Source organism: Luethyella okanaganae (assembly GCF_042660285.1).
GTDB classification, from domain to species: domain Bacteria; phylum Actinomycetota; class Actinomycetes; order Actinomycetales; family Microbacteriaceae; genus Luethyella; species Luethyella okanaganae.
On sequence record NZ_JBHSTP010000001.1, the window covers coordinates 1,097,632 to 1,120,256 of the forward strand.

At 64.9% G+C, this 22,625-nt stretch carries 20 protein-coding genes; 12 read left to right on the forward strand and 8 right to left on the reverse strand.

What is annotated here, in order from left to right; all coding sequences use genetic code 11:
- Positions 1 to 3 precede the first annotated feature (3 nt).
- From rapZ to ACFQB0_RS05165, 8 genes are all read left to right on the forward strand, one after another.
- Positions 4 to 876: an RNase adapter RapZ gene (gene rapZ, locus ACFQB0_RS05130; RefSeq protein WP_386728385.1), complete on the forward strand. Its 873-nt coding sequence runs from the start codon at positions 4 to 6 to the stop codon at positions 874 to 876.
- A gap of 52 nt (positions 877 to 928) precedes the next feature.
- A complete protein-coding gene (whiA, locus tag ACFQB0_RS05135; RefSeq protein ID WP_386728388.1) occupies positions 929 to 1,909 on the forward strand; it encodes a DNA-binding protein WhiA in 981 nt (326 codons plus the stop codon).
- A gap of 106 nt (positions 1,910 to 2,015) precedes the next feature.
- Complete coding sequence (locus ACFQB0_RS05140; RefSeq protein ID WP_386728391.1) at positions 2,016 to 2,642, forward strand: superoxide dismutase; 627 nt, start codon at positions 2,016 to 2,018, stop codon at positions 2,640 to 2,642.
- 94 nt (positions 2,643 to 2,736) lie between these two features.
- Positions 2,737 to 3,744: a type I glyceraldehyde-3-phosphate dehydrogenase gene (gene gap, locus ACFQB0_RS05145; protein ID WP_386728394.1), complete on the forward strand. Its 1,008-nt coding sequence runs from the start codon at positions 2,737 to 2,739 to the stop codon at positions 3,742 to 3,744.
- Positions 3,745 to 3,757: 13 nt separating this feature from the next.
- Positions 3,758 to 4,972, forward strand: a complete 1,215-nt coding sequence (locus ACFQB0_RS05150) for a phosphoglycerate kinase (RefSeq protein WP_386728397.1) — start codon at positions 3,758 to 3,760, stop codon at positions 4,970 to 4,972.
- The gene (gene tpiA / locus ACFQB0_RS05155; protein ID WP_386728400.1) at positions 4,963 to 5,751 is read left to right on the forward strand and encodes a triose-phosphate isomerase; all 789 of its coding nucleotides are present in this window, start codon (positions 4,963 to 4,965) and stop codon (positions 5,749 to 5,751) included. Before ACFQB0_RS05150 ends, tpiA begins: the two co-directional genes overlap by 10 nt.
- Positions 5,752 to 5,862: 111 nt before the next feature.
- Complete coding sequence (gene secG, locus ACFQB0_RS05160) at positions 5,863 to 6,114, forward strand: preprotein translocase subunit SecG (RefSeq protein ID WP_386728403.1); 252 nt, start codon at positions 5,863 to 5,865, stop codon at positions 6,112 to 6,114.
- A 72-nt stretch (positions 6,115 to 6,186) separates the two neighbouring features.
- Complete coding sequence (locus ACFQB0_RS05165; protein WP_386729663.1) at positions 6,187 to 6,534, forward strand: RNA polymerase-binding protein RbpA; 348 nt, start codon at positions 6,187 to 6,189, stop codon at positions 6,532 to 6,534.
- A 13-nt stretch (positions 6,535 to 6,547) separates the two neighbouring features.
- Here the strand turns inward: ACFQB0_RS05165 and ACFQB0_RS05170 are convergent, their stop codons facing one another.
- The 7 genes from ACFQB0_RS05170 to tkt form a co-directional block, all read right to left on the reverse strand.
- Positions 6,548 to 8,497: an alpha-L-fucosidase gene (locus ACFQB0_RS05170; protein ID WP_386728406.1), complete on the reverse strand. Its 1,950-nt coding sequence runs from the start codon at positions 8,495 to 8,497 to the stop codon at positions 6,548 to 6,550.
- A gap of 573 nt (positions 8,498 to 9,070) precedes the next feature.
- Positions 9,071 to 9,841, reverse strand: coding sequence for a 6-phosphogluconolactonase (gene pgl / locus ACFQB0_RS05175; protein ID WP_386728409.1), 771 nt, complete (start codon positions 9,839 to 9,841; stop codon positions 9,071 to 9,073).
- Positions 9,838 to 10,788, reverse strand: coding sequence for a glucose-6-phosphate dehydrogenase assembly protein OpcA (locus ACFQB0_RS05180; protein ID WP_386728412.1), 951 nt, complete (start codon positions 10,786 to 10,788; stop codon positions 9,838 to 9,840). Before ACFQB0_RS05180 ends, pgl begins: the two co-directional genes overlap by 4 nt.
- Positions 10,785 to 12,326 (reverse strand): glucose-6-phosphate dehydrogenase, encoded by a 1,542-nt coding sequence (gene zwf / locus ACFQB0_RS05185; RefSeq protein WP_386728415.1) that lies wholly within the window; start codon positions 12,324 to 12,326, stop codon positions 10,785 to 10,787. The genes ACFQB0_RS05180 and zwf overlap by 4 nt, the downstream gene beginning before the upstream one ends.
- Before the next feature lie 25 nt (positions 12,327 to 12,351).
- Positions 12,352 to 13,959 (reverse strand): glucose-6-phosphate isomerase, encoded by a 1,608-nt coding sequence (locus ACFQB0_RS05190; protein WP_386728416.1) that lies wholly within the window; start codon positions 13,957 to 13,959, stop codon positions 12,352 to 12,354.
- A complete protein-coding gene (gene tal / locus ACFQB0_RS05195; protein WP_386728418.1) occupies positions 13,956 to 15,068 on the reverse strand; it encodes a transaldolase in 1,113 nt (370 codons plus the stop codon). The genes ACFQB0_RS05190 and tal overlap by 4 nt, the downstream gene beginning before the upstream one ends.
- 23 nt (positions 15,069 to 15,091) lie before the next feature.
- Positions 15,092 to 17,185 carry a transketolase gene (tkt, locus tag ACFQB0_RS05200; RefSeq protein WP_386728421.1) on the reverse strand — a complete coding sequence of 698 codons (2,094 nt, stop codon included), beginning with the start codon at positions 17,183 to 17,185 and terminating at the stop codon, positions 15,092 to 15,094.
- Positions 17,186 to 17,472: 287 nt separating this feature from the next.
- On the opposite strand from tkt, the gene ACFQB0_RS05205 reads away from it, so the two are divergent.
- Entirely contained in the window at positions 17,473 to 18,393 is a 921-nt protein-coding gene (locus tag ACFQB0_RS05205; RefSeq protein WP_386728424.1) for a heme o synthase, read from the forward strand.
- A gap of 24 nt (positions 18,394 to 18,417) precedes the next feature.
- Here ACFQB0_RS05205 and ACFQB0_RS05210 read toward each other — a convergent pair whose 3' ends face one another.
- On the reverse strand, positions 18,418 to 19,365 hold the full coding sequence (locus ACFQB0_RS05210; protein WP_386728427.1) for a COX15/CtaA family protein: 948 nt from the start codon (positions 19,363 to 19,365) through the stop codon (positions 18,418 to 18,420).
- A 289-nt stretch (positions 19,366 to 19,654) separates the two neighbouring features.
- Here ACFQB0_RS05210 and sufB point away from each other — a divergent pair, with 289 nt between their 5' ends.
- Genes sufB through ACFQB0_RS05225 form a run of 3 tightly spaced genes read left to right on the forward strand, consistent with a single transcriptional unit; the run spans position 19,655 to position 22,620 of the window.
- Entirely contained in the window at positions 19,655 to 21,073 is a 1,419-nt protein-coding gene (gene sufB / locus ACFQB0_RS05215) for a Fe-S cluster assembly protein SufB (protein ID WP_386728430.1), read from the forward strand.
- The gene (sufD, locus tag ACFQB0_RS05220) at positions 21,074 to 22,294 is read left to right on the forward strand and encodes a Fe-S cluster assembly protein SufD (RefSeq protein ID WP_386728433.1); all 1,221 of its coding nucleotides are present in this window, start codon (positions 21,074 to 21,076) and stop codon (positions 22,292 to 22,294) included.
- Entirely contained in the window at positions 22,294 to 22,620 is a 327-nt protein-coding gene (locus ACFQB0_RS05225) for a non-heme iron oxygenase ferredoxin subunit (RefSeq protein WP_386728435.1), read from the forward strand. Before sufD ends, ACFQB0_RS05225 begins: the two co-directional genes overlap by 1 nt.
- Positions 22,621 to 22,625: the final 5 nt, after the last annotated feature.

Below are 22,625 nucleotides of genomic sequence, written 5' to 3' on the forward strand. Positions count from 1 at the left end.
AGAATGACGGAGCACGAGAAGCAGGAGATGCTGATCGTCACGGGCATGTCAGGTGCCGGACGGTCTACGGTGGCCAATGCGCTCGAGGATCTGGGCTGGTATGTCGTCGACAACCTGCCGCCCCAGATGCTGCGTCCGCTCGTCGATCTGGTCGAGCGCGCGGGAGCCACCCTTCCGAAGATCGCTGCCGTCGTCGACATCCGTGGGCGAGACTTCTTTCTCGAGTTGCAGGACATCATCCAGGCGCTGCGGAGCGGAACCGAGCTTCGCGTGATCTTTCTCGACGCGACGGATGCCGCGCTCGTGCGACGTTTCGAATCCGTGCGACGGCCGCACCCGCTCCAGGGCGATGGCACGATCCTCGACGGCATCACCGCCGAACGCAGTCGGCTCAGCACGATCAGAGAGGCGAGCGACATCGTTGTCGACACCTCCGATCTCAACATCCACCAGCTCGCCACGACGATCATCGAACAGTTCGCGGCGGAGAACACCGCGGGTGTGCGGGTGACCCTCATGAGCTTTGGCTTCAAGTACGGTCTGCCGGCCGACGCCGACCTCGTTGTCGACGCCCGCTTTCTGCCGAATCCCTTCTGGATCCCCGAACTCCGCTCGAAGACCGGCGAAGACGCCGATGTCGCCGCCTACGTGCTCGGCCAGCCGGGTGCCCGCGAGTTCATCGACCGCTACGCCCAAGCGCTCGAGCCCGTGCTCGCGGGATACCAGCGCGAGAACAAACGTCACGTCACGATCGCTATCGGATGCACCGGTGGCAAACATCGTTCGGTCGCGATCGCGCGCGAACTGGCCATGCTGCTCGGCGCCCTCCCGAGGGTGGCCGTCAGCGTGAAGCACCGGGACCTCGGACGCGAATAAGACGGCCGTCCGTCGGCCTACCGCACAGCAACAGAAACAGAATGGAACACGATTGGCACTCACCGCCGATGTCAAAGAAGAACTCGCAACAGTAGAGGTCAGCAAGACCACTGTCAGGGCGGCCGAACTGGCGACGATCCTGCGTTTCTCGGGCGGGCTCCACCTCATCTCGGGTCGCATAGCGGTCGAATCCGAACTCGATTCGGCCGTGATAGCGCGCCGGGTGCGCAAGGATCTCTCGGAGCTCTACGGGGTGCGTGGCGACGTGAGCGTCATAGCCGCCTCCGGACTGCGCCGCACGAGCCACTATCTCGTGCGCGTGCTCGACGGCGGTGAGACGCTCGCTCGTCAGACGGGGCTGCTCGACGCCCGTCGTCGCCCCATCCGAGGACTGCCGAACCGCCTCACCACAGGCTCGCGTGAGGAGATCGCGGCGGTGTGGCGCGGCGCCTTCCTCGCCCACGGCAGTCTGACCGATCCAGGCCGGTCCGCCGCGCTCGAGGTGACCTGCCCCGGCAATGAGGCGGCCATGGCGCTCGTGGGGGCCGCAGGCCGCCTGAAGATCTCGGCGAAGGCGCGTGAGATCCGCGGCGTCCACCGCGTCGTGATCCGAGACGGCGATGCCATCAGCGCGATGCTCGTGCACATGGGGGCCACTCAGACGGTGCGTAGCTGGGAGGAGCTGCGTCAGCGTCGTGAGGTGCGTGCGACCGCCAACCGCCTCGTCAACTTCGACGATGCCAATCTCCGTCGTTCCGCTCAGGCGGCCGTCGCGGCGTGCGCCAGGGTCGAGCGCGCGATGGAGATCCTCGGAGAGGGCATCCCCGACCACCTCAAGTACGCGGGGGAGCTGCGTCTGCGGTTCCGCGACTCGAGTCTCGACGAGCTCGGTCACCACGCCGAGCCGCCCATGACGAAGGATGCCGTGGCAGGTCGCATCCGCCGCCTGCTTGCTATGGCCGACAAGAAGGCCGTCGATCTGGGTATCCCGGGAACGGACGCGAACCTGCCCCCCGACCTCGATGACGTGTGAGGAGCTGCCACGGGAAGGAACTGGCGGCTCGTCGGGTTGCCGTAACTAGACTGGGAAAGTCGTCAACGTCCGTGGGACTCGCGGTCACGAAATGAGGAGAAGATCAATGGCTGAATACACCTTGCCTGAACTCGCCTACGATTACTCGGCGCTCGAGCCGAGCATCAGCGGCGCAATCATGGAGCTGCACCACGGCAAGCACCACCAGGCCTATGTGACCGGCGCGAACACGGCGTTGACGCAGCTCGCCGAGGCCCGCGACAGCGGCAACCTCGCCAACGTGAACAAGCTTCAGAAGGATCTGGCCTTCAACCTCGGCGGACACGTGAACCACTCGATCTTCTGGACCAATCTGTCGCCAGACGGAGGCGACAAGCCGGTCGGCGAACTCGCCAGCGCGATCGACGAGTTCTTCGGCTCCTTCGAGAAGTTTCAAGCGCACTTCACAGCGACCGCGCTCGGCGTCCAGGGATCCGGCTGGTCGGTGCTGGCTTGGGATTCGATCGGCCGGCAGCTCATCGTGCAGCAGTTCTTCGACCAGCAGGCGAACTTCGCAGCAGGCACTGTTCCGGTGCTCATGCTCGACGTCTGGGAGCATGCGTACTACCTCGACTACAAGAACGTTCGCGCCGACTACGTGAAAGCCTTCTGGAACATCGCCAACTGGGGCAACGTCCAGGAGCGCTTCCAAGCGGCGCGTGAAAAGACGAGCGGCCTGCTGCTACTGTCGTAGCGGATGGCGTCCCCGGACCCGTCCGGGGACACTGCCGTCCGTTCTTGTTCGCCCCTACCCATGTGCGTTCGCGCCCCAGTAACAGGAGTCATACGTGTCCGTAAAGATCGGCATCAACGGGTTCGGCCGTATCGGTCGCAACTATTTCCGCGCCGCCCTGGCCAAGGGCAGTGATCTCGAGATCGTGGCGGTGAACGACCTCACCGACAACAGGACGCTGGCCCACCTGCTCAAGTACGACTCCATCACGGGGCGTCTCGATGCGACCGTCGAGCTCGACGGAGACAAGATCATCGTCAACGGCAAGCCGATCACGGTGTTCGAGGAGCGCGACCCGGCCAACCTTCCCTGGGGCGCTCTCGGGGTGGACGTCGTCATCGAGTCAACGGGTCGCTTCACCAAGTCCGACGATGCCCGCAAGCACATCCAGGCCGGTGCCAAGAAGGTTATCGTCTCGGCCCCCGCCACCGGTTCTGATGTTGCCACCATCGTGCTCGGCGTCAATGAGGACAGCTACGATCCTGCGATCCACGCAGTCATCTCGAATGCATCGTGCACCACGAACTGCCTCGCGCCACTCGCCAAGGTCTTCATGGAGAGCTTCGGCATCGAGCGCGGCCTCATGACGACCGTCCACGCGTACACCGCAGACCAGAACCTCCAGGACGGACCGCACAGCGACCTGCGTCGCGCCCGCGCAGCCGCCGCCAACGTGATCCCGACGTCGACCGGCGCCGCCAAAGCACTCGGCCTCGTGCTCCCCGAGCTCGTCGGCAAGCTCGACGGCTATGCTCTGCGCGTTCCGGTCATCACCGGCTCGATCACGGACCTCACGGTCACGGCCTCGCGTCCCGTCACGGTCGCCGAGATCAACGCGGCGTACAAGGCCGCTGCCGAGGGACCGCTCAAGGGAATCCTCAAGTACACCGAGGACGAGATCGTCTCGTCCGACATCGTTGGCGACCCGCACTCCTCGATCTTCGATGCCGGACTCACCAAGGTGATCGGTGACCAGGCCAAGGTTGCCTCGTGGTATGACAACGAGTGGGGCTACTCGAACCGTCTGGTCGACCTCACCGAGTACGTTGCCGAGCGTCTCTGAGCCGGGGTACGGCGTGTCGCTTCGCACCATCGAGTCCCTCGGATCGCTCACCGGAAGGCGGGTCATCGTCCGCTGCGATCTGAACGTTCCGCTCTCAGATGGTCGGATCACCGACGACGGTCGTGTGCGCGCATCCCTGGCGACTCTCATCGCCCTTCTCGAGCAGGGTGCCCGAGTCGTGGTCATCTCTCACCTCGGGCGTCCTGACGGGATGCCGGAGTCTGCGTACAGCCTCGCGCCGGTGGCCGTTCGCCTGGCCGAACTCCTCGGACGCCCCGTGGCGTTCGCCGGGGACACCGTGGGTTCCGGGGCGCAGGCGGCGGTGGCCGCTCTCAGCGACGGAGAGATCGTCGTGCTCGAGAATCTCCGCTTCAACGCGGGGGAGACCGACAAGGACGCGGGGAAGCGCTCTCTCTTCGCAGCGCAGCTCGCGACCATGGGCGACGCCTTCGTCTCTGACGGATTCGGGGTCGTGCACCGCAAGCAGGCGAGCGTCTATGAGCTCGCCCAAGCGCTTCCGAGCGCGGCGGGTCTCCTGATCGCCGCGGAGCTCGATGTACTCGATCGTCTGACCGGATCGCCCGAGCGTCGCTATACCGTCGTTCTCGGCGGTTCGAAGGTCTCCGACAAGCTCGGCGTCATCGGTCATCTGCTGCCGCGCGTCGACTCCCTGCTCATCGGTGGCGGCATGCTCTTCACCTTCCTCGCGGCGCTCGGTCACCAGGTCGGCTCGAGCCTGCTCGAGGCCGATCAGATCGACACGGTCACGGGCTATCTCGCCGAAGCCGAGAGGCTCGGCGTGGAGATCGTCCTGCCGAGCGACGTCGTCGTGGCGTCGAAGTTCAGTGCTGATGCCGAGCGTATCGTCCGGCCGGCCGACGCGATCGAGGATACGTCGTTCGGCGCCTCCGGCCTCGGCCTCGACATCGGGCCCGAGACCGCCGCACGTTTCGCGGAGGTCATCCGCGACTCGAAGACCGTGTTCTGGAACGGTCCTATGGGCGTGTTCGAACTGGCTCCTTTCGCCGAAGGGACTCGCGCTGTTGCTCAAGCGCTCACAGAGGTCGATGGTCTCAGCGTCGTCGGCGGCGGGGACTCGGCGGCAGCCGTTCGCGCACTCGGATTCAACGATGACCAATTCGGTCACATTTCGACCGGTGGCGGCGCGAGCCTCGAGTTCCTCGAGGGCAAGCGTCTTCCCGGACTGGAGGTTCTCGGATGGCAATAACCCGCACCCCGCTCATCGCGGGCAATTGGAAGATGAACCTGGATCACCTCCAGGCGATCGCCTTCGTGCAAAAGCTCGCGTGGAGCCTTTCCGACGCTAAGCACGACTTCGGCGCTGTCGAGGTCGCGGTCTTCCCGCCGTTCACCGATCTGCGTAGCGTGCAGACGCTCGTGTCCGCCGACAAGCTCCCGCTCGCTTTCGGTGCGCAGGACGTCTCCGCGCACGACTCCGGTGCATACACCGGTGAGATCTCCGGCGCTTTTCTGGCTCAGCTCGAGTGCAGCTATGTGGTCATCGGTCACTCCGAGCGGCGCACATTGCATGGAGAGACAGATGAACAGGTCGGCGCGAAGGTGTCCGCTGCACTCAAACACAACCTCGTCCCGATCATCTGTGTGGGCGAGACGGCCGAAGACCTCGAGGAGCACGGCCCGAGCGCCGTCCCGGTAGCCCAATTGCGAGGAGCTCTCATCGGTGTTGCCAGCGCGGCCGACATCGTGGTCGCCTACGAGCCGGTCTGGGCAATCGGCTCCGGGCAGGCGGCGACCCCGGAACAGGCTGAGCAAGTCGCAGCTGCCCTTCGTGGGGTTCTCGCTGAGACGCTCGGCGAGGATGTCGCGGCGAAGACGCGCATCCTCTACGGTGGCTCCGTGAAGGCCGCGAACATCGCAGGGTTCATGCGCGAACCCAACGTCGACGGTGCCCTCGTCGGCGGTGCGAGTCTCGACCTCGACGAGTTCGCGAGCATCGTCCGCTATCAGAAGCATGTCGGATTGTAGGTTCGGCGGGGGCGGGAGCGCGCGGCATCCTCTGATCGGGTGCTGCGTCAGGCTATAATTGCCTGTGGTCTTGGCGTTCCGCTGTGTACGCCGCATTGTGAAAGGTTACCCGTGGAGATTCTCCAGGTTGTACTGCAGGTGCTGCTCGGCGTCACGAGCCTCTTGCTGACGATGCTCATTCTGCTGCACAAAGGTCGTGGTGGGGGCCTCTCCGACATGTTCGGCGGTGGCGTGACATCCAACCTGGGTGCATCTGGCGTTGCCGAGCGCAACCTCAACCGCATCACGGTCATTCTTGGTCTCGTGTGGGTCGCGTGCATCATCGTGCTCGGGCTCATCACCAAGTTCGACACCGGCGCTTAGTTCATCTCACAGCGCGGCCCTCGGTCGCGCGTTTCACAGCGGAGGCATCAATGGCATCGGGGTGGCAGTGCAATCAGGGGTTCGCGCGTCGGCGCAGGCCCCATGGGCGAACAAGACCGGGGATTCCACGCGGATCGCGTCGCGATCTCGTACTGGGACGCCCTCGGCAACGAGACCGTTCGCTATTTCGCGGCGAACCTGCCCGAGGAGGAGATCCCGGATACGATCGACTCGCCGCAGTCCGGTCTTCCCGCTGGCCGCGACAAGGAGAATCCGCCATCGGTCGCGAAACTCGAGCCATATAAGACGCACCTCGCATATGTCAAGGAACGTCGCACGGAGGAGGAGGCTGAACAGCTTCTCAACGAGGCTTTGCAGCAGCTGCGTGCGCGTCGCGGAAAGCTCACTCCGACCGGCTAGTGACCAGCCTCCCTTAGCGCGCGTAGACTTCCACTTCGGCGAGAGAGAGCGGCATGTTGGCCGCTTCAAGCTGGAGGCGTACGTACCGCCCCGCGCCGTTGAGTGCGACGGCACGCATGTCGCCGGCCTTTCCGTCGATCCGGACTGCCGTGACGCCGGCAGTGGTCCGCGAGGCAGTCAGGTCTTGGCTGGCGAACTCCGTCTCGGAGACCATGACCCAGAAATTGCTCAGCCGGTCACCATAGGAGGCATCGGTGCGGTTGTAGATCCATACTTGGCCCACATTCGTTGAAGCTCCCAGATCCACCTGCCACCAGGCTTCCTTGGTGTCCAGGGTGTGGGTGACGGAGCCGGCATCATACGACCCGTTGGTGTTTCCATCGACCGCACGGGCGGCCAGGCCTCCCCACGCTGTTGAGTGCTGCACCGCCGGTTTGTTCAGCGCGAGGTTGGGACCGGGCCTGACGACCTCCCAGGCCATCGGCGCTCGCGTGACGAACTCGCTGGTCATCTCGCGATCCACGGTCAGGACGACTACGAGGTCCGGCGTCGTTTTGGTGAGGGACGAGACGTCGAGGAGGAGATCACCTGTCGCGCTCTCCTCGGAGAACGCGACGGAAGTGCCGTCAAAGGCGACTGCGGACTTCACTGTGGCGTTGAGGCGGGGAAGGCGCAGTGTGAAAGGCCGCAGATCGTCGGTGATGTGAAGGTAGATCTTGTTCCCGGCGTAGGTGGCACCGCCCACCCCGCTGTTGCGGTAGGGGCCTCCGCGTGTTCCGACGATGGTCTTCTTGTATATCTCCATCCATGCCCCGACTTCCAGCAAAGTGTTGGTGACTTCGTCTTCCAAGTAGCCCGTTTGCGTCGGCGGCACGTTGAGCAGGAGGTTGCCGTCCCCCACGGCGGTTGCCGCGATGGTCTTGACCACCGTTGACATGTCAGACTTGGGATGGTTCGGTTGCCAGGACCAGCTGGGCGGGGTGATCGTCATGCAGGACTCCCACGGGCGGACGGCGTTGAAACCGCCCACTTGCTGCTCCGGCGTAGTGAAGTCGCCGATCAGCGTTGGCGGGGTTGTGGCGAAACCCATGTTGCTGTAACCGCGGTCGTTGATCAGAATGCCCGCTTGCAGATCCCTCGGAACGGTGTGGAGCAACGGCGGGCGGAACGGCGTCATGTCCGCATACGGAATGCTGTCATACCAGAGAAAGTCGACGTCGCCGTACTCCGTCATCAGCTGATTCAGATGGCTCATCATGTATTCGTAGTACGTGGCGTAGTCACCCCCGACGTAGTCCGGCTGGGTCCAGTCGCGTGGCGAGTAGTAGAAACCGAGTTTGAGTCCGGCACTCCGCGTTGCATCTGCGATCTCGCGCGTCAAGTCCCGGCCCGACTGGCCCACTGGGGTGTCCGCATAGTCTGGATAGGCGGACTTCGTGACATTGTCTGCTCGGAAATTGGGGTAGCCATCATGGTGCTTCGTGGTGAAGACGAGGTAGTTCATGCCGGCCGCCTTGGCTGTTTCGGCCAGCTTGGTCGCCCAGTCCTGTTCCGGAAGAAAACTCCGGTAGGCAGTGTCGTACTCCGGGTCCGACGTTACGGACTGGTCCTTGTACTGGTTGAAGGGGGCCTCGCCGGGGCGGTAGGCGTTGCGACCCCAACCGATCTCGCGCCCGACGACTGACGAGGGATTGAAGTGGACGAACATGCCGAACCGCAGCGAGGACATCACGTTGCCAGGATCGAGCGCAGTCGCGCGCTGATTGTCTTTGGTGTCTTTGTTGTCTTTGTCTGCCCGGCTCGCGGAAGGAGCAGCGTAAGCCGCTTGTGCTCCCAGTCCGCCGACGCTTAGCGGACTTGCGACCAGGACTGGCACGGTTGCCAACATCGACGCCAGCATTCCCCGCCGACCAAACGCGCCTTTGACGGGTGAATCCTGAGGGTTTTCGGCGTTCTTCTTCACGTGCTCGTTTCCCTTCGAACGGTGACCTCTGTGCGCTCCGTAGAGCGGATCTTCATGATTCCTACGTCGGCGCTGTGAGGTCGGCTCAGTCGCCCGTCGGGTTGAGTATGTTCCCGCAGCAAAGCCTTGTGGCCTGCATCATTGCCTCCACGTGCTAGGTATTGTACATCCGATCTTTATCGAATGGCCATCCCGTATTTGCGAGAAATCTCGGAACAAATCCGTCTCAATTGGTGCTAAACATGCGATCTATGGCGCCTTTCCTACGGCGTCTCCACGAAGAGGTCACTAGAGTTGGTGGTAAGTCCGTCGGATGCCCGCACTGGGTGGGCCGACCTGGTACGAAGTTCGAGTTAGATCAGCAGACCTTCAAGGTCATGATGCATGGTCTGGCCTTGAGGCAGGCCGAGGATCTGTATGAGCGGCATGCGAATGACGAGTCCTTGGGGGACCTGCCAGACAGCGTGGTGAGCGATGTGCTGGAGTGGTTGTTAGGGCACGATCAGCTGTTGACTGGGTTCGCGCGGGCAGGCCGATGCCGCCCCCTCCGACGCACACCCAGCACTCCGCGGTTCAGTACGACGGGGCGATGAGGCTCTCCGGCACTTCCGCCGCCGCATCCTTGTCGATGAAGAAGACCGTGCGTCGGCGACCCTTGATGCCGGCGACGGGAACCTCGTCCCTGCTCGCGCCGGCCATCGCCAGGCCGAGCGCCGACGCCTTGTCCGCGCCGGCCAGCACGAGCCAGATGCGTTCGGAGGAGTTGAGCACCGGCCGGGTCAGGCTGAGTCGCTCATGAGGAGGTTTGGGCGAGTCGCGCACGGAGACGACCGCGCGATCGGCTACCTGGATGCCGGATCGGTGCGGGAACAACGAGGCGATGTGGCCGTCGGGTCCGACGCCGAGGAAGGTGATGTCGAAGTGTGGCAGCTCGGTGCCATCCTCGGCGTGCGTCGCAAGCTCGTCGGCATAGCGCGTGGCCGCGTCGTCGAGCTCGAGTCCCTCATCGGATGCGGGGAACGGATGCACGTTGGTGGCCGGTATCGCGATGTGGTCGAGCAGAGCCTCACGCGCCTGCTGTTCGTTGCGGTCGGCGTGTCCACGGGGAACCCAGCGCTCGTCCCCCCACCAGAAGCTCACGCGCGACCAGTCGATCGTGTCGCGGGCACTGGACTCGTTGATCGCGGCGAGAACGGCGATGCCGACGCTTCCTCCGGTCAGGACGATGTTCGCGGTGCCTCTATCATCGAGGATGTCGACGGTCTTTGTGATGAAACGTGCCGCGACCGAGCCGGCCAGCGCCTGCTTGTCAGGATGAACGAGCACCCTGCGACTAGTCGTCATGCGAGTGCTCCTGTCGTGATCGTCGTCGGAGCCCCGAGGTCAGCCAGCGCGGTGGTGATGACCTCGCCATACAGCTCATCAGGGTCGAGACGGCGCAGCTCGTCGGCGAGACAATCGCGCAGATTGCGCCTCGGGAGAGCGAGATCGTGGGTCGGCTGGTTCGGCTGGGTGAGGGTCGCGACGTTCGTCACCGAGCGAATGAGATCAACGGTTCCCGACGGGCGTACCAGGCTCACTCCGTGGATGCCGTGCGAGTCGGGCCTGTGTGTCAGCTCGTACTCCGTCTCGGCGCCGAGTGTGTCATGCAACCATGCGGCGAGCAGTGTCGTAGACGGCGAGTCCGCGGAGCCGGCCACCTGCACGGCCGTGACCGGCTCATAAGGCGGCTGGTCGAGCACGGCCGCCAGTTGTGCGCGCCACAGGGTGAGGCGTGTCCAGGCGAAGTCGGTATCGCCCGGGAGGTAGCTGTCGGCCAGACGGCCGAGCGCTCCCTGCGGATCGGGCTGCGCTGAGGCATCCGTGATGCGCCGATGTGCGATTCGCCCGAGAGGTGACGCCCCGGGCACCTCAGGCGCGGCCCCCGGCCACCAAGTCACGACGGGGGCGTCGGGCAGGAGCAATCCCATCACGAGACTTTGCTCGTCGGTCGCTGCGTCGCCGACGGCGTGCAGGATGATGACCTCGCTCGCGCCAGCGTCGCCGCCGACTCTGATCTCGGCGTCGAGCCTCGCCTCGGCTCCGGGCTCCGTCGCGATGACGATGACACGCATGGGATGCTCGCGGGAGGCGTCGTTCGCCGCCTCGATCGCCTCCTCCTCGGTGCCGGGTTTCGCGGCGATGATGAGAGTCAGCACGCGCCCCAACGCTACCGCACCGCCCTCTTCGCGGATCTTGACGAGGGATTTCGAGATCTGGCTGGTCGTGGTGTCGGGCAGATCGACGATCATGGGCGTCTCCAGGTGCGGCCGTCACGGGCCAATAGGTCGTCGGCGGAGTCCGGCCCCCAACTGCCGGGGCGGTACTGCTCCGGGCGTCCCTGGGACGCCCAGAACTCCTCGATCGGGTCGAGGATCTTCCACGAGAGCTCGACCTCCTCGTGCCTCGGGAACAGTGGCGGGTCGCCGAGGAGCACATCGAGGATGAGGCGCTCGTAGGCTTCTGGACTCGCCTCGGTGAACGCATGGCCGTAACCGAAGTCCATGGTGACGTCGCGCACCTGCATGCCAGCACCCGGAACCTTGGAGCCGAAACGGATCGTGACGCCCTCATCCGGCTGCACGCGGATCACGAGGGCGTTCTGACCGAGCTCCGAGGTCTGGCTGTCGGCGAAGAGCTGTTGCGGGGCACGTTTGAAGACCACGGCGATCTCGGTCACCCGTCGGCCGAGGCGCTTTCCGGCGCGCAGGTAGAAAGGAACCCCAGCCCAGCGCCGTGTTCCGACGGTGAGTTTGACGGCGGCGTATGTCTCCGTCGTCGATTCCGGGTTCATGCCGTCCTCCTCGAGGAAGCCGAGCACCTTCTCGCCGCCCTGCCACCCGCCACCATATTGCCCTCGAGCGGTTCCCGTCGCCAGGTCGGGCGGAAGCCGGACCGCCGCGAGAACCTTCTCCTTCTCGGCGCGAAGCGCAGAGGCGTCGAAGGAGATCGGTTCCTCCATAGCGGTGAGGGCGAGCAGCTGCAGCAGATGGTTCTGAATGACGTCACGCGCCGCGCCGATGCCATCGTAGTAACCGGCACGTCCGCCGACCCCGATGTCCTCCGCCATCGTGATCTGCACGTGGTCGACGTAGTTGGTGTTCCAGATGGGCTCGTAGAGCTGGTTGGCGAAGCGCAGGGCGAGGATGTTCTGCACCGTCTCCTTGCCCAGGTAGTGGTCGATCCGAAACACCGAGTCGGCGGGGAAGACGGACTCCACCACGCGGTTGAGCTCGCGTGCCGTCGTGAGGTCGCTGCCGAACGGCTTCTCGATGACGACGCGCCGCCACGAGCCGTTCTTGCCTACGGCCAGACCCGACTTGCGAAGCTGCTCGGTGACCTCGGGGAAGGCCTTCGGCGGGATGGAGAGGTAGAACGCATGGTTGCCCATCGTTCCGCGCTCTCGGTCGAGGCTGTCGATCGCCGTTTTGAGCCGAGCGAACGCGTCGTCGTCGTCGAAGGTTCCCGGCACGAAACGGATGCCCTGTGCGAGCTGGGCCCAGACGTCCTCACGGAAATCCGTCCGTGCGTACTGCTTGACCGAATCATGCACGATCTGCATGAAGTCCTGATCGGCCCAATCGCGACGGGCGAACCCGACGAGTGCGAAGCCCGGCGGCAGGAGACCGCGATTGGCGAGGTCGTAGACTGCCGGCATCAGCTTCTTGCGCGACAGGTCACCCGTCACGCCGAAGATGATGAGGCCGCTCGGCCCGGCTATGCGGCTGAGACGGTAGTCGGACGGCCGTCGGAGCGGGTTGAAGTCCGCGGTGATGTCCACCGGTGGCATGAAGCTCCTCGATTGTCGCAACGGTCTAACCGGCTGCCTCGAACAATGTCGTGACATTTGCGGTCGGATCGGTGAGGTTGAGGGTGAGAACGGGGCGGCCGTGTTCGGCGAGCACGCTGGCGTCGCCGCTCGCCTGTGCTTGGATGAGTTCGCCAAAGGTGAACGGGCGGTCGGGGATGTCGAGGTCCTCCGATGGGACGGCCGTGATCTGAAGGAAGGCGCCGACGGCAGGTCCACCCTTGTGGAACTGCCCGGTCGAATGCAGGAAGCGCGGGCCCCAGCCGAAGGTGACCGGTCGTCCGGAGCGTTTCGCGAGGACATCTCTGAGGGCTGAGAGCCGAGGGAGGGCGAGACGGTCGACATATGCCTGGATCGAGATATAGCCGTCGGCTGGCAGCTCCTCGAGCAGGACATCGATGGCCGACCGCAAGTCGCTCGCCGCACCGATGACCTCGGGCGTCCCGCGCACCTCGATGCCCTGCGAGACGAAGGCGGCCGGGGCGGGCTCAGGGCGCGCGTCGAGCAGGCCGCGTGCAGCGATCTTCGCGGACTCGACATCGGGCTGGTCGAATGGGTTGATGCCGAGGATGCGGCCTGCGACGGCCGTCGCGTACTCCCACACGAGGAACTGCGCGCCGAGCGTTCCGCTCACGCGGATCTCGTTCGCGCTCTCGTGCTCGCGGTAGAGGTGCTCTCCAGCGTCGTTGACGAGGCGGACAAGCTGGAAGTCGGCGAGGTCCTCGTCGAGCTCTGGCGAGTCGGAGTCGAGCACGATCGGCAGCAGACCGGTGCCGAGCTTGCCGGTCGACTCTGCTATGAGCTGCTCCACCCAATCGCCGAAGCCGACGATGTGCGTTCCGTCGGCGAGGATGCCGAGCTTGTCGCGGAGCGGCGTCGTTCCGGCAATCGCTGCGCCCAGCACGAGTCCGGGATTGTCGGGGGTGTCGATCGCGAGCGAGAGCGAGATCGTCTCGGCCTCGTCGAGAAGTTCGGCGATGTCGACGCCCGCCAGGCCGGATGGGACCAGCCCGAAGGCCGTGAGAGCCGAGTATCGACCGCCGACGTTGGGGTCCGCGTTGAACACGCGATAGCCCGCTTCGCGCGCCGAGACGTCGAGGGGTGAGCCGGGGTCGGTCACGACGATGATTCGCGCGGCGGGGTCGATTCCTGCAGCGCGGAAGGCACGTTCGTACACTCGACGCTGGCTGTCGGTCTCGATGGTCGAGCCGGACTTCGAGGAGACGACGAGAGCCGTGTGCTCGAGCCGGTCTCCGAGCGCCGCGAGCACCTGGCCGGGATCGGTCGAGTCGAGCACGGTCAGTTCGACGCCGGAGGTGCGGGTGATGACCTCTGGGGCGAGCGATGAGCCGCCCATGCCCGCGAGGGCGATATGGGTGACGCCCTCCGCATGCAACTGGGTCCGGAGGGCGACGATCTCCTCGACGAGCGGCCGCGAGATGGCGATGGACTCGGTCCAGCCGAGCCGGACGCTTGCCTCGGCCTCGGCCTCTTGACCCCACAGCGCAGGATCGAGCGCGGTGATCCCGGAGGCGACAAGGTCGGAGACGAGAGCGGGCACGGTGGACCGTATGGCGTCGGATGCAACACCGCTCACGGAGACACGAATGCTCAACGGGCCGCCTCCAATGCGCCCTCGACGGTTTCCAGAAGCTCGCTCCACGAGACCACGAACTTGTCGACGCCTTCGCTTTCGAGCACGGCGGTCACCTCGTCGTAGGAGACGCCGACCGCTGCGAGACGATCGAGCACGTCTTGCGCGGCCGCATAGGAGCCCGTTACCGTGTCGCCGGTGATGACACCGTGGTCGAGGGTGGCGTCCAACGTCTTCTCGGGCATGGTGTTCACCACTCCGGGGGCGACGAGGTTCGTCACATAGAGGGTGTCGGGAAGGCTTGGGTCCTTGACGCCGGTCGAGGCCCACAGCGGGCGCTGCTTGTTGGCGCCGGCTGCGAGCAGCGCCGTGGCGCGCTCCGTCGAGAAGGCTCTCTCGAAGACCTGGTAAGCGAGCTGGGCGTTCGCGACGCCGCCGGCGCTCTTGAGGGCGATGGCCTCCTCTGACCCGATGGCGATGAGACGCTTGTCGATCTCGGTGTCGACGCGGGAGACGAAGAAGGAAGCGACCGAGTGGATTGTCGAGAGGTCGATGCCAGCGGCCTGGGCTTTTTCGAGACCCGCGAGGTAGGCGTCGATGACCTGCTGGTGACGTGCGAGGCTGAAGATGAGCGTCACGTTGACGCTGATACCTGCGCCAATGGTCTCCGTGATGGCGCCGAGGCCGGCGAGAGTCGCGGGGATCTTGATCATCGCGTTCGGGCGGTCCACCTTGGCCCAGAGCTGCTTGGCCTGGGTGATGGTTCCCGCCGTGTCGTTGGCGAGGCCAGGCTCGACCTCGATCGACACACGGCCGTCGAAGCCTCCGCTTGCGTCGTAGACCGGGCGGAAGATGTCACTCGCTGCGGCGACATCGTCGGTCGTGATCTCGAAGACCGCTTCGGCGACGGATGCTCCGGCGACCGCCAGGGTGGTCACTTGGGCTTCGTAGGCGTGGCCGTTCTTGAGCGCGCCGGCGAAGATCGTCGGATTGGTCGTCACACCCACGACGTTCTTCTCGTCGATGAGCTTCTGCAGCCCGCCGGAGGCGATACGCTCCCGGGACAGATCGTCGAGCCAGATGCTCACGCCTGCAGCCGACAGCTGGGCGAGGGGAGTGGATTCGGTCATTTCAGATCTCCTTCGTGCTCGCGTCACGCCGACGCGAGCGACTCTTTGACGGCGGTGACAACCGCCTCCACCGTGATGCCGAACTCGCGGAACAGGGTCTTGTAGTCGGCCGATGCGCCGAAGTGATCGATCGAGACGCTGCGTCCGCGGTCGCCAACATAGCTCTTCCAAGTCAACGCTGAACCGGCCTCGACCGATACCCGGGCGGTGACATCCGATGGCAGCACGGTCGCGCGGTATTCCGCCGGCTGCTCCTCGAACCATTCGAGGCTCGGCGCCGAGACGACACGGGCGTTGATGCCGTCGCTCTTGAGCGTGTCTCGGGCGGCGATGGCGAGCTGCACCTCGGAGCCGGTGGCGATGATGATGACGTCGGGGGAGCCGTTCGCAGCCTCGGCGAGCACGTAGGCGCCTCTCGAGACGTTCTTCGCGGAAGCGAGCACGTCACCGGATGCCTGGCCGTCGCCGCGTTCGAACACTGGGATGTTCTGGCGGGTGAGCGCGATCCCCGCCGGGCCGCTGCGGCGCTTGAGGATCTCGAGCCAGGCGTAGGCGACCTCGTTGGCGTCGCCGGGGCGCACGACATCGAGACCGGGGACCGCGCGAAGCGTCGCGAGCTGCTCGATCGGCTGGTGCGTCGGGCCGTCCTCGCCGAGCGCCACGGAATCGTGCGTCCAGACGAAGATCGACGGAATCCTCATGAGAGCGGCGAGGCGCACTGCCGGGCGCATGTAGTCGCTGAAGATGAGGAACGTCCCGCCGAAGGCGCGTGTGTTGCCGTGCAGGACGATGCCGTTGACGATGGCGCCCATCGCGTGCTCGCGGATGCCGAAGTGCAGCACCCGTCCGTACTCGTCCCCGGTCCACTCGTGGGTCGAGCGCTCACTCGGAACGAAGGACGGCGCACCGTCGATCGTCGTGAGGTTCGACTCGGCGAGGTCGGCGGAGCCTCCCCAGAGCTCGGGAACGATACCGGAGATCGCGTTGATGACCTTTCCGGAGGCGACGCGGGTGGAGACGTCCTTGCCGGCCTCGAACACGGGGAGCGCATCCTCGACGCCGTCGGGCAGCTCGCCCGAGAGCACACGGTCGAGCAGGGCCTTGCGCTCCGGGTTGGCGGCAGCCCACGCATCGAACGTGGTCTGCCACTCGGCGCGCGCGCGCGCGCCGCGCTCCACGGCTTTACGAGTGTGCGTGAGCACCTCGTCGGCGACGACGAAGGACTCGGCGGGGTCGAAGCCGAGCACCTCTTTGACTGCGGCGAGCTCCTCTGCGCCGAGTGCGGAACCATGGATCTTGCCCGTGTTCTGCTTCTTCGGGCTCGGCCAGCCGATGATCGTGCGCAGGACGATGAGCGACGGCTTGGCGGTCTCGGCCTTGGCGGCCTCGATCGCGGCGTGGAGCTCTGCGACATCCTCGTGGTACTCGCCGGTCTTCTTCCAGTCGACGATCTGCACGTGCCAGTGGTAGGCCTCGTACCGCTTCGCCACGTCCTCGGTGAAGGCGATGTTGGTGTCGTCCTCGATCGAGATCTGATTGCTGTCGTAGATCACCACGAGATTCCCGAGCTCCTGATGCCCGGCGAGTGAGGACGCTTCGCTCGTGATGCCTTCCTGCAGGTCGCCGTCACTGGCGATCACATAGACGAAGTGGTCGAACGGGCTCGTGCCGGCTGCGGCGTGCGGATCGAACAGGCCACGCTCGAAACGCGCCGCGTAGGCGAACCCGACGGAGGAGGCGAGACCCTGGCCGAGGGGTCCCGTGGTGATCTCGACGCCGTCCGTGTGACCGTACTCCGGGTGACCGGGGGTCTTGGAGCCCCAGGTGCGCAAGGCTTTGAGGTCGTCGAGCTCCAACCCGTAACCACCGAGATAGAGCTGAACGTACTGTGTGAGGGAGCTGTGGCCGGCCGAGAGGATGAACCGGTCGCGTCCCAGCCAATGTTGATCGGATGGATCGCGGCGCATGACCTTCTGGAACAGCAGGTAGGCCGCGGGGGCGAGGCTCATGGCGGTTCCAGGATGGCCGTTGCCGACCTTCTCGACCGCGTCGGCGGCTAGAATGCGCGCCGTGTCTACCGCCTTGTTGTCAATGGGATCCCATTGCAGAGCTGCCACTGGATACTGACCCTTCTGAAGCGTGGGACAGGCCCGTCGAGGACCTGCTCCCGGTGAGGTGTAGCGCGCCGTAGACATCATCGGCACAACATGGCTAGTGCAAGCCGCTGTAGGGTCGGCTCACACGTACGCACATTGACTGGCGAGCACGTTCAGTATAGGGATAGCTGCCACCCGTGCGTGCCTCGTCGCGTCATGAACGACTCCTCGGCGGCCGGCACGCGCGAATGCGCGGTCGAAGCCGTGACCTAGGATTGAATCCGTCAATCCGGCCGTAATGAGGAGCAATGGACGTCGCCGTAGAGAGTCGCACCGAATCTGCCATGGCAGGCATCCGTCGCAAGGCCGGAGCCTATTTCGCATTGACGAAGCCGCGCGTCGTCGAACTCCTGCTCGTCGTGACCGCCCCGACGATGATTCTCGCTGCAGGAGGCATCCCGAGCCTGTGGCTCGTCGTCGCGACCCTCGTCGGGGGCGCCATGAGCGCGGGCTCGGCCGGAGCCTTCAACTGCTACATCGATCGCGACATCGACCGGGTCATGAACCGCACGAAGAACCGGCCCCTGGTGACCGGTGAGCTCACCGATCGGGAGGCGCTCGCTTTTGCCTACGGACTCGGGATCGCCTCGATCGCCTGGCTGTGGGTCTTCACGAATTGGTTGGCCGCCACGCTCTCCCTCGGTGCCATCCTGCTCTACGTCGTGTTCTACAGCCTCATCCTCAAGCGTCGTACCTCGCAGAACATCGTCTGGGGCGGCGTCGCCGGCTGCATGCCGGTGCTCATCGGCTGGGCCGCAGTGACGGAGAGCCTCGGCTGGGCTCCCTTCATCCTCTTCGCCATCATCTTCCTGTGGACGCCCCCGCACTACTGGCCGCTGTCGATGAAGTACCGCGACGATTACAAGGCCGCCGGGGTGCCGATGCTCGCGGTCGTGCGCGGGCGCGCCCAGGTCGGGCTCCAAGTCGTCCTCTACGCCTGGGCGACGGTGGCCTGCTCGCTCCTGCTCATCCCGGTCGCGGGCATGGGCTTGCTTTACGCCGGGATCGCCCTGGTCTCAGGGGCGTGGTTCATCTACGAGACGCACCGCCTCTACAACCTCGCGATCCGACATGGCGACGCATCGCCCATGCGGGTCTTCCACGGCTCGATCGCGTATCTCACGATGCTGTTCCTCGCGGTGGGGATCGATCCGCTGCTGCCGTTCTAACTTGGCCTGGGGCTCTCGCAGGGCTCAGCGCGGCCTCGCAGCCGCGAACGCCTCGACGCGTGCTGCGGCGCCGGACGTCGGCACCGTTCGCGTGAGATTGAGAACGACGGCGGTCATGGCTGAGGCCAGAAGCGCGGCGAGCAGCATGTGGGCGCCGACGAGGATCTCCGGTAGACCGGTATTGGCCTGGATGAGCCCGACCGTGATCTGCAGCACCTCGACGGCGAGCAGGTACATCGCGTAACGGTGTACGGGCGTCGCGTGGAACCGCATCGAGGCGATGACGAGCGCCAGGGTGAGCGCGAAGGTCGCATAGGCGGGCCAGGCGTGCAGATGTTCGAAGAGCTCGGCGTTGAAGCCCGTCCTGGCGGCATCCGAATCGCCCGAGTGCGGTCCCGATGCGGTTGTGAGAACGCCCATCGCGATCGTGATCGCGACGACGAAGGTCGTGACGTGGGCGAGGATCGCGAACCAGCGGGACACGGCGGGCTCACGCACACCCGGCGCGGCGTAGACCCGCGCGATCAGGGCGGTCGCGATGCACGCCATCACGAGGGATGCCGTGTAGTGGAAGCCGACGATGAAGGGGTTGAGACCGGTCCAGACGGTGATGCCGCCGACGAGGGCCTGAGCGAGGACTCCGATGAGCAGGACAGTCGACAACGCGAAAAGATCCTTGCGCTCGGTGCGCATCCGCCACACGAGCAGCACCATGGCGAGAGCAACGATGCCGACGACGCCCGACATCATTCGGTTGCTGAACTCGATAGCCCCGTGGACGCCCATCTCGGCCGTCGGAACGAGGGAGTCCGCGGTGCAGAGCGGCCAGGTCGGGCAGCCGAGCCCCGACTCGGTGAGCCGCACGGCCCCACCGGTGACGATGATCGTCAGCTCCGTCAGAAGCGAGAGCCAGGCGAAGAACCGGACCCGCCCGTCGACCGCGCGGGGCAGCCAGTCGTAGAAGTACTTCACTGGATTCGATTCCTGTTCCTCATGCGGCATGAGACGCGTCCGAGTGGGAGCTACCCAATCCAGCGTCAGGCTGTAGAATTAGTTGGTTCGCGAACCGCGCGTGCGCACGACCCCGTCGTCTCGACGAAAGAGAGCGCATGGATAATGGATAAACGGTTCGAGAACATTTTAGATATGCAATGCAGCCACCCGCACAATCGCTCCCAGATGGTCGACGCCCTCGCGCCGGTCGCGGGGAATGAGCCGGACTGATATCCGGTTATCAGCGGGTAGGAGAATGAGGTAGAGAATGTCGGACGTGCTCATTGACCGCCCCGAGCTCGAAGGGCTCGGCGTCTACGAGTTCGGCTGGGCCGACTCCGACGCAGCCGGTGCATCCGCGCGTCGCGGGATCTCGCCGGAGGTCGTCGCCGATATCTCCGCGTTGAAGAGCGAGCCCGACTGGATGCTGCAGCGTCGTCTCAAGGCCCTGCAGTTGTTCGAGCGCAAGCCCATGCCGAGCTGGGGCGCCGATCTTTCGGAGATCGACTTCGAGAACATCAAGTACTTCGTGCGTTCCACCGAGAAGCAGGCTCAAAGCTGGGAAGACCTGCCCGACGACATCAAGAACACCTACGAGAAACTCGGGATACCCGAGGCTGAACGTCAGCGGCTCGTCGCCGGCGTGGCCGCGCAGTACGAGTCAGAGGTGGTCTACCACCAGATCAATGCGGAGCTCGAGGCTCAGGGTGTGATCTTCATGGACACCGACACCGCGCTGAAGGAGCACCCGGAGTTCTTCGAAGAGTACTTCGGCACCGTCATCCCGTCCGGTGACAACAAGTTCGCTGCGCTCAACACCGCCGTCTGGTCGGGTGGATCCTTCGTCTATGTGCCGCCCGGCGTGCACGTCGAGATCCCGTTGCAGGCGTATTTCCGCATCAACACCGAGAACATGGGCCAGTTCGAGCGCACCCTCATCATCGCCGACGAGGACAGCTACGTGCACTACATCGAGGGCTGCACGGCTCCGATCTACAAGTCCGACTCATTGCACTCCGCCGTGGTCGAGATCGTCGTCAAGAAAAACGCCCGAGTGCGCTATACCACCATCCAGAACTGGTCGAACAACGTCTACAACCTCGTCACCAAGCGTGCGACGGCCGCTGAGGGTGCGACCATGGAGTGGATCGACGGCAACATCGGTTCCAAGGTCACCATGAAATACCCCTCGATCTACCTCATGGGGGAGCACGCAAAAGGCGAGACGCTCTCCGTCGCATTCGCCGGTCCCGGTCAGCACCAGGATGCAGGTGCCAAGATGATCCACATGGCGCCGTACACGCAGTCGTCGATCGTGTCGAAGTCGATCGCCCGCGGCGGCGGACGGGCCGGCTATCGAGGGGAGGTCCGCGTCGACGCCAACGCGCACCACTCCGCGAACACCGTACGCTGCGACGCGCTGCTCGTCGACACGTTCTCGCGCTCCGACACCTACCCGTCCATCGACATCCGTGTCGACGACGTCCAGCTCGGCCACGAGGCCACCGTCTCGCGTGTGAGCGAGGAACAGCTCTTCTACCTCATGAGTCGTGGCATGCCCGAAGATGAGGGCATGGCCATGATCGTGCGCGGCTTCATCGAGCCGATCGCCCGCGAACTTCCCATGGAATACGCGCTCGAACTCAACAAGCTCATCGAAATGGGCATGGAAGGATCCGTCGGCTAAATGTCCGCCGCCTCTACCTCTACGGTCATGCCCACGGCTGAGCAACACGGCTTGAAGAAGCACAGTGACGGCGGATGGGGACTCGTTCCTGTGCAGACCCGCTCCGAACGGTTCAAATCCGTCGACGTCAACGATTTCGAGGCCGTCACAGGCCGCGAGGCTGTCTGGAAGCTCTCGCCCGTCGCGAAGTTCGTCGACCTCACGAGCGGCGAACTCGACGGCTCCCCCTACGACATCGAGTCGAACCTCCGTCAGGCCCAGGACGGTGCGGATGTCACCGGCGTGACGATCTCGTGGGTAGACCGCTCCGATGCTCGAATCGGTGCCGCCGGAACCCCCGAAGAGCGCGCCTCGGCGAACGCCTGGAGCCACTTCGAGAAGGCCCTCCTCGTCTCGATCACGGGCGAAGAGGCGAAAGAGGTCACGATTCGCCGTACCGCGCTCGGTGGAGCCGCCCGAGCCGCCCATACCGTCATCGAAGCGGCGCCGTTCAGCCAGGCTCTCGTCGTGCTTGAGAACGCCGGAGACGCACGGCTGACCGAGAACGTCGAGATCGTGCTCGGTGAGTCGGCCAACCTCACGGTCGTCTCGGTGCAGCAGTGGAACGACGATGCCGTGCACCTCGCCAGCCACTTCTCGCGGGTCGGTCGCGACGCGAAGCTCAAGCACATCGTCGTCTCCCTCGGAGGCAGCATCGTGCGGCTGAATCCGACGACGCTCCTCGCGGAGAGCGGCGCGGACGTCGAGGCCCTCGGTCTCTACTTCGCCGATGCTGGGCAGCACCTCGAGCAGCAGGTGTACGTCAACCACGATGCCCCGCACACGCGCAGCCGGGTCACGTACAAAGGAGCTCTCCAAGGAGAGGGTGCACGGTCGGTCTGGATCGGCGACGTGCTCATCGGGAACAAGGCCGTCGGAACCGACAGCTACGAGCAGAACCGCAACCTCGTGCTCACCGACGGAACCCGAGCCGACTCTGTGCCGAACCTCGAGATCGAGACCGGTGACATCGCCGGGGCCGGTCATGCGAGCGCCACGGGACGATTCGATGACGAGCAGTTGTTCTATCTGCAGGCCCGCGGCATCCCTGAGTCGGAGGCGAGACGGCTCGTCGTACGCGGCTTTCTCAGCGAGATCGTGCAGCAGATCGGTTTCGCGCCGCTTGAAGAGCGTCTGCAGGGCGAGCTCGAGGCGGAGCTCTCCCGGACGAGGCCCAGCTGATGCCGGCGAGCAGGATCTGCACGCTCGACGAGCTCGAGCCGAATCATGCCGTGAAGGTCGAAATCGACGGTGTCCCCATCGCGCTGGTACGCGATGCCGCCGGCAGGGTCTTCGCGATCGGCGATACCTGCACCCACGGCGATATCTCGCTCTCAGAGGGGTTCGTCGAGGACGACACTCTCGAGTGCTGGGCGCACGGCTCGAAGTTCTCGCTGTCGACCGGCAAACCCCTCACCCTTCCCGCTTACGAACCCGTTCCCGTCTATCAGGTCGAGTTGATCGACGGCGTTGTCTACATCGATCCGGCTGTCACCCTGGCCGTCTAGTCGCA

Coding starts and splice junctions, on each gene's coding strand:
- tal (WP_386728418.1), bottom strand. CDS start 15,068: ATGACCGAATCCACTCCCCTCGCCCAGCTGTCGGCTGCAGGCGTGAGC.
- ACFQB0_RS05205 (WP_386728424.1), top strand. CDS start 17,473: ATGGACGTCGCCGTAGAGAGTCGCACCGAATCTGCCATGGCAGGCATC.
- sufB (WP_386728430.1), top strand. CDS start 19,655: ATGTCGGACGTGCTCATTGACCGCCCCGAGCTCGAAGGGCTCGGCGTC.
- pgl (WP_386728409.1), bottom strand. CDS start 9,841: ATGACGACTAGTCGCAGGGTGCTCGTTCATCCTGACAAGCAGGCGCTG.
- sufD (WP_386728433.1), top strand. CDS start 21,074: ATGTCCGCCGCCTCTACCTCTACGGTCATGCCCACGGCTGAGCAACAC.
- ACFQB0_RS05180 (WP_386728412.1), bottom strand. CDS start 10,788: ATGATCGTCGATCTGCCCGACACCACGACCAGCCAGATCTCGAAATCC.
- ACFQB0_RS05140 (WP_386728391.1), top strand. CDS start 2,016: ATGGCTGAATACACCTTGCCTGAACTCGCCTACGATTACTCGGCGCTC.
- rapZ (WP_386728385.1), top strand. CDS start 4: ATGACGGAGCACGAGAAGCAGGAGATGCTGATCGTCACGGGCATGTCA.
- zwf (WP_386728415.1), bottom strand. CDS start 12,326: ATGCCACCGGTGGACATCACCGCGGACTTCAACCCGCTCCGACGGCCG.
- tpiA (WP_386728400.1), top strand. CDS start 4,963: ATGGCAATAACCCGCACCCCGCTCATCGCGGGCAATTGGAAGATGAAC.
- ACFQB0_RS05225 (WP_386728435.1), top strand. CDS start 22,294: ATGCCGGCGAGCAGGATCTGCACGCTCGACGAGCTCGAGCCGAATCAT.